The organism is Streptomyces sp. (assembly GCF_035563135.1).
Taxonomy (GTDB): domain Bacteria; phylum Actinomycetota; class Actinomycetes; order Streptomycetales; family Streptomycetaceae; genus Streptomyces.
Map to the genome: position 1 here is coordinate 1 of NZ_DATMVN010000004.1, position 5,756 is coordinate 5,756.

General features: G+C 69.5%; 7 protein-coding genes and 1 pseudogene. 1 reads left to right on the forward strand and 7 read right to left on the reverse strand.

Features of this window, described 5'->3' with window-relative positions:
• From VN520_RS00265 to VN520_RS00280, 4 genes and pseudogenes are all read right to left on the reverse strand, one after another.
• Nucleotides 1-331, reverse strand: a pseudogene (locus VN520_RS00265) (LytR family transcriptional regulator); the annotation flags it as partial.
• Nucleotides 332-350: 19 nt separating this feature from the next.
• On the reverse strand, nucleotides 351-968 hold the full coding sequence (nadD, locus tag VN520_RS00270) for a nicotinate-nucleotide adenylyltransferase (protein WP_325744757.1): 618 nt from the start codon (nucleotides 966-968) through the stop codon (nucleotides 351-353).
• Nucleotides 969-1,006: 38 nt separating this feature from the next.
• Nucleotides 1,007-1,168 (reverse strand): hypothetical protein, encoded by a 162-nt coding sequence (locus VN520_RS00275; RefSeq protein WP_325744758.1) that lies wholly within the window; start codon nucleotides 1,166-1,168, stop codon nucleotides 1,007-1,009.
• An 84-nt stretch (nucleotides 1,169-1,252) separates the two neighbouring features.
• On the reverse strand, nucleotides 1,253-1,405 hold the full coding sequence (locus VN520_RS00280; protein ID WP_325744759.1) for a hypothetical protein: 153 nt from the start codon (nucleotides 1,403-1,405) through the stop codon (nucleotides 1,253-1,255).
• 110 nt (nucleotides 1,406-1,515) lie between these two features.
• Here VN520_RS00280 and VN520_RS00285 point away from each other — a divergent pair, with 110 nt between their 5' ends.
• A complete protein-coding gene (locus tag VN520_RS00285; RefSeq protein WP_325744760.1) occupies nucleotides 1,516-2,667 on the forward strand; it encodes a M48 family metallopeptidase in 1,152 nt (383 codons plus the stop codon).
• On the opposite strand, the gene VN520_RS00290 is transcribed toward VN520_RS00285, so the two are convergent.
• The 3 genes from VN520_RS00290 to VN520_RS00300 form a co-directional block, all read right to left on the reverse strand.
• Nucleotides 2,597-3,721: a hypothetical protein gene (locus tag VN520_RS00290; RefSeq protein WP_325744761.1), complete on the reverse strand. Its 1,125-nt coding sequence runs from the start codon at nucleotides 3,719-3,721 to the stop codon at nucleotides 2,597-2,599. The two genes, VN520_RS00285 and VN520_RS00290, sit on opposite strands and share 71 nt — an antisense overlap.
• 429 nt (nucleotides 3,722-4,150) lie before the next feature.
• Entirely contained in the window at nucleotides 4,151-4,762 is a 612-nt protein-coding gene (locus VN520_RS00295) for a hypothetical protein (protein WP_325744762.1), read from the reverse strand.
• A gap of 75 nt (nucleotides 4,763-4,837) precedes the next feature.
• The coding region (locus VN520_RS00300) for a glutamate-5-semialdehyde dehydrogenase (protein WP_325744763.1) at nucleotides 4,838-5,756 on the reverse strand (919 nt) is incomplete at its 5' end.

Genomic DNA, 5,756 nt, shown 5'->3' on the forward strand with positions numbered 1-5,756 from the left:
GACCGGTGTCGTAGCCGTACGCGCCGTACCCGCCGCCGTCGTCGTACCCGTATCCCTGCTGCGTCGGCTGCGCCTGCTGCTGGGTGTACTGGGCGGCGTACGGGTCGTGACTCTGCTGCGCACCGGTGTACGGGTCGTGACTCTGCTGCGCACCGGCGTACGGGTCGTAGCCGTAGCCCTGCTGCGGCTGTCCGTCCTGCTGAGGCTGCTGGGCGTAGGGGTCGTACTGCTGTTGCCCCTGCTGCTGATAGACCGGCTGCCCGTACTCGTCGTAGCCGATGATCTGCGGCTGCTGCTGGTACGGGTCGTACGGGTTCTGTCGGTCGTTCACAGGTGCCCCTCTCCGTGGCTCATTCGCCGCGGTACAGCTGGCGCTTGTCGATGTAACGGACGACACCGTCCGGCACCAGATACCAGACCGGCTCCCCCTGCTCGACCCTGGCGCGGCAGTCCGTGGACGAGATCGCCAGCGCGGGCACCTCCACCAGCGAGACACCACCCTTGGGCAGCCCGTCGTCCGTCAGCAGATGACCGGGCCGGGTCACGCCGATGAAATGGGAGAGCGAGAACAGCTCCTCGGCGTCCCGCCAGGTCAGGATCTGGGAGAGGGCGTCGGCGCCGGTGATGAAGAAGAGGTCCGCGTCGCCGTGGACCATGCGCAGATCCCGCAGCGTGTCGATCGTGTATGTCGGCCCGCCGCGGTCGATGTCGCTGCGGCTGACCGAGAACTGCGGGTTGGACGCCGTCGCGATGACCGTCATCAGATAGCGGTCCTCGGCCGGGGAGACCTGCTTGTGGCTCTTCTGCCACGGCTGCCCGGTCGGGACGAAGATGACTTCGTCGAGGTGGAAATGGGCGGCCACTTCGCTGGCCGCCACCAGGTGTCCGTGATGGATCGGGTCAAAGGTCCCGCCCATCACTCCGAGTCGACGCTTGCCGCGGCCGGTGGGCACTTCCTGCTCTCCCATGCGTGCAGACCCTACTGGCACAGCCGTTCGCCTCTGCCTCAGCGGTCTCGGTTGAAACGGGTGGTGATCCACAGCAGGAGCATCAGCGCGACGAACGCGCCGACACCGGTGAAGTACGGGCTGAGGCTTTCGTGGTTACCACCCTGCTCGCCTTCGGAGGCGAGGGTGACCAGCTGGTGCGCGGTGCTCGAGAGGCTCATCTTCTGCAGGACCTATCCATCGGGAATCAGGAGGGAGACGTCGCGCACATCGTATGCGGGCGCAGCGGGCACGCTCACGCCGACTCAGTCGTTGTTGTCGTCGTTGCGGTATCCACGCAGCAGGAACCAGGCGAGCAGGGCGGCTCCGACGAGGGCGGCGAGCAGCACCACGCGGAGCGTGTTGCCCGGCCCCTGTTCCTCGGAAACGGCAGCAAGTATGACGGCGGTGTGCGGCATTCCGGGCGCTCCTCAAAGTTATCCACAGCCCCCCGCACACCGTAGCGCCAGCGCATACGCTGGCTTTTGTCAGGGGGACGAGCGACGTCTCGTACGAACAGGGGGCATCCATGACCGACACCAGTCACGAGAGCGTGCCGAGCAGGCACCGCAAGCGATTCCCGGGCATCTCCTCGCGCGCCTACGAACATCCGGCGGACCGCTCGGCTCTGGTGGCCCTGCGCAAGCTGAGCGGTTTCGACACGGTGTTCAAGGCACTGAGCGGCCTGCTGCCCGAGCGCAGCCTGCGGCTGCTCTTCCTGTCGGACTCCGTCCGGGTGAGCGACGCCCAGTTCGCGCATCTCAACGACATGTTGCGGGACGCCTGTTACATCCTGGACCTCAAGAAGGTCCCGCCGATGTACGTGAACCAGGACCCGCAGCCCAATGCCATGTGCATCGGTCTCGACGAGCCGATCATCGTGGTGACGACCGGGCTGGTGGAGCTGCTCGACGAGGAGGAGATGCGGGCCGTCGTCGGCCACGAGGTGGGCCATGCCCTCTCCGGGCACTCGGTGTACCGCACGATATTGCTCTTCCTCACCGGCCTGGCGCTCAAGGTGGCGTGGATTCCGCTCGGCAACGTGGCGATCATGGCGATCGTGACCGCGCTGCGCGAGTGGTTCCGCAAGTCGGAGCTGTCCGCCGACCGGGCCGGGCTGCTGGTGGGGCAGGACCTGCGTGCCTCGATGCGCGGGCTGATGAAGATCGCCGGTGGCAACCATCTCCATGAGATGAATGTGGATGCCTTCCTCGCCCAGGCCGACGAGTACGAGAAGGGCGGCGACCTCCGCGATTCCGTGCTCAAGATCCTCAATGTGCTGCCCCGGACGCATCCGTTCACCACGGTCCGGGCGGCCGAGCTGAAGAAGTGGTCGGAGACCCGGGACTTCCAGCGCATCATGGACGGCCATTACCCCAAGCGTGACGAGGACCAGGACACGTCGGTGACGGACTCCTTCCGTGAGTCCGCAGCGCATTACGCCGACACGGTGCGCACCAGCAAGGACCCGCTGATGAAGCTCGTCGGTGACATCGCGGGCGGCGCGGGCGACCTGGGAGGCAGGCTCCGGGACAGATTCACCGGCGCGGGTGGCGGGAGCGCGGGCGGAGGTGGAGGCGCGGGCAGGAGCGGCGCACCGTCCTCGGACGCTACGGACGGCTCCGAGGGGACGTGGCGGCGTCCGGGCCCCGAGGAGGAGGGTCCTGAGTCTGCGAACTGACGGACAGCGTGCCGCAGAGAGCCGCTGTGGGCACGCCCGTGGCATAGGGATCGGTGCCTGTGGGGCCCCGGCCGTCCGCCCGTTCGCCTGCGAGCAGCGGGTGCAGAGCTCCCGTCGTCCCGGCTGAGCACGACTGCGGGCCGGCCTGGACGTAGGCACTGCGGACCTCCAGCCGGTGCAGCCGGATGTCTTCCCGGTCGAGCAGGAAGTGCAGGACGCGACGCACGGTGAAGAGGGAGGCGCCGTCGGCCCGGTGGGGGCCGGACGCTGCGGGCCGCAGCGCGTACGTGAAGGTGTGGTCGGACACCACCTCCAGGGTGTCCGCCCCTGCCTCCGTGTACGACAGGGTGCCGTGGACCCGGATGTCGGGGTGGGCCAGTTCCGCCTCGGCCGGGTCGAAGCGCACCAGCCAGCCGGTCGCACTGTGCTCGCCGTCATCAGCCGGTGTGTCCATGCTCTTGTCGAACTGCGCCGTCTGGTCCGGATCGAGAAGCCGTCCGACCGGCCGGACGACACCCCCGGTGAGTACGTCGGGGTCGAGGGAGGAGCTCACCAGGTAGTCCCTGACAGTGGTCAGGGCGATGGTCACCTGACTGTCCGAGAAGTTCTTCGTCCGCCGGACCGACGGAAAGTTGATGCCTGAAACGCCGGAACGGTGTCCCGCGGCCGGGCCGTCGTCGAGCAGGGACTCGGCTGCTCCTGCCGGTACGGGGCCTCGGGGGGCGAGCGGGATCACCGTGGTCCGGAGCGGTTCGGCACGTCGGGTGACAGGCGTCGGGTAGGGGTTGCGGAAGCCGATGTAGATGGCGGTCGCGAACGCGAGCGCGATCAGTACGACAAGAGCGATACCGGCTCTGGAGCGGCGCCGGCGGGTCCCGCGGCCGGGGAGGGAGCGTACGGCGCGCGCGTGCTCCCCCATACGCTCCTGGGCAGAGAATTCCTGCAGCCGGGCAGCACGGACGAACGATTCGTCGAAGACGAGTGAGCGGTACTCGTCCTCTCCTCCCGAGGAGTTCTCGGGAGGTCCTTCCGGCGGTTCTCCGCGGCCTGTCATGACTTCTCCCGATCTCCGCGCCACCAGCGGGGCCGGCGCTGGGTCCGCCTCAGCTCATCGGCATCGGGTGGACCTGTCCGTCACGGGTCCGGCACATGGACGAGTAGCTGGCCCTCTCCCGGGGACGGGGACGGGAGGAGGGAGCAAAGGGTCATACCTTCAGATTGGGTCGATCGTCATCAAGGTAAACGCCCCGCAGGTGGGAGCGCAGGTGGAGCGCGGCCGGGAGGGCAGCCGGGGAGCGCGGCCGGGAGGCAACCTGGAGGCGGCCGGGAGGCGCGCGATCATGCCACCGGGCTCAGCAGCATTCGGCCCGCCGACGCCCGCATGCTCAGGCCTCCGCCTGTCCGAGCGTCATGAGGGCGGGCCGCCACGGCTCCGGAGGGCCCGGCGGGCGTCGGATTCCGCCCACGCCGCGGGGCGTGCGGATCAAGGTGTACGGGGAACGGCGGAGACCCCGGGGCGGGAGAGGCCGGCCGGGGCGGAAGGGACGGCCTCCGGCTTGTCGACGCCGCTGGTCGCCGGCGGCGGCACCTGCCCCTGCCGCTCACTCGCCGCGCCGCGGTACACGGCGCTGAAGGCCAGTGCCACCATTCCGATCCCCATCAGCAGGGCGAGCAGCCAGGCGACCGGACGGTGCCAGCGAGCCGCGCCCCGGTAAGGGCGCAGGGAGCCGCCATGACGCCCGTAGGGGCCGTTGCCGTCCTCGTAGGCGCCGACGGGTCCGTACGAGTCACCGAAGGCCCTCTCGCGGCCGTATGCGCCGTCCGGGCCGTAAGCGTCGCCGTAGTGGTCGTCACCGTCGTCGTAGCAGTCGTCGTCCAGGGCACCGCTGCCCGAGCGCGCCCGGGACGCCTCTGCTTCGGCGCGGGCCTGCGCGGCGGCCAGCAGACGCTCGACCGCTGTGGGTTCGTGGATCTCGGCGGATCGGACGAAGTCCTCGTCGAACACCACGGAGGCGAAGTCCTCGTCCGCGCCCCCGCGGTCGTCGTCGGGCTCCCAGCCGTCCGGGAACGGCTTGCCCCCCACGTCGTCCGGCACAGCTTCAGCGTAGCCGCGGCGGGGCATTTTGGGCAGGGAGCCCGCGAACTCACCCGCGCCGCCGCCAGCCCCCGGCTAACGGGTGTGACCGTCGCCGGTGACGATGTACTTGGTCGACGTCAGTTCCGGCAGCCCCATCGGCCCCCGGGCGTGCAGCTTCTGCGTGGAGATGCCGATCTCGGCGCCGAAACCGAACTGGCCGCCGTCCGTGAAGCGCGTCGACGCGTTCACAGCGACCGTCGTGGAATCCACCAGTCGGGTGAACCGGCGGGCCGCCGCCTGCGACGTGGTGACGATCGCCTCGGTGTGGCCGGAGGACCAGAGCCGGATGTGCGCCACGGCGGATTCCAGCGACTCCACGACCGCGGCCGCGATGTCGTACGACAGGTATTCGGTCTCCCAGTCCTCCGGCGTGGCCGGCACGACGGTGGCTTTGGACCCCTCCGCGTACGCGAGCACCCGCTCGTCGCCGTGCACCGTCACCCCGGCCTCGGCCAGCGCCTCCAGGGCCAGAGGGAGGAATTCCGCAGCGATGTCCTTGTGGACCAGGAGCGTCTCGGCCGCATTGCACACGCTCGGACGCTGGGCCTTGGAGTTGACCAGGATCTCGACGGCCATGCCGAGATCCGTCTGCGCGTCGACGTACACATGGCAGTTGCCGGTACCGGTCTCGATCACGGGGACCGTCGACTCCTCCACGACCGTGCGGATCAGCGAGGCGCCGCCGCGCGGGATCAGTACGTCGACGAGGCCACGCGCCCGCATCAGTTCGCGTACCGAATCGCGGCTCTCACCCGGGACGAGCTGCACCGCGTCCGCCGGGAGGCCGGACCCGCCCACCGCGTCGCGGAGCACCCGCACGAGCGCGGTGTTCGAGGCGTAGGCCGACGAGGATCCGCGCAGGAGCACCGCGTTGCCCGACTTCAGGCAGAGCGCCGCTGCGTCGACCGTCACGTTGGGCCGGGCCTCGTAGATGATGCCGACCACCCCGAGC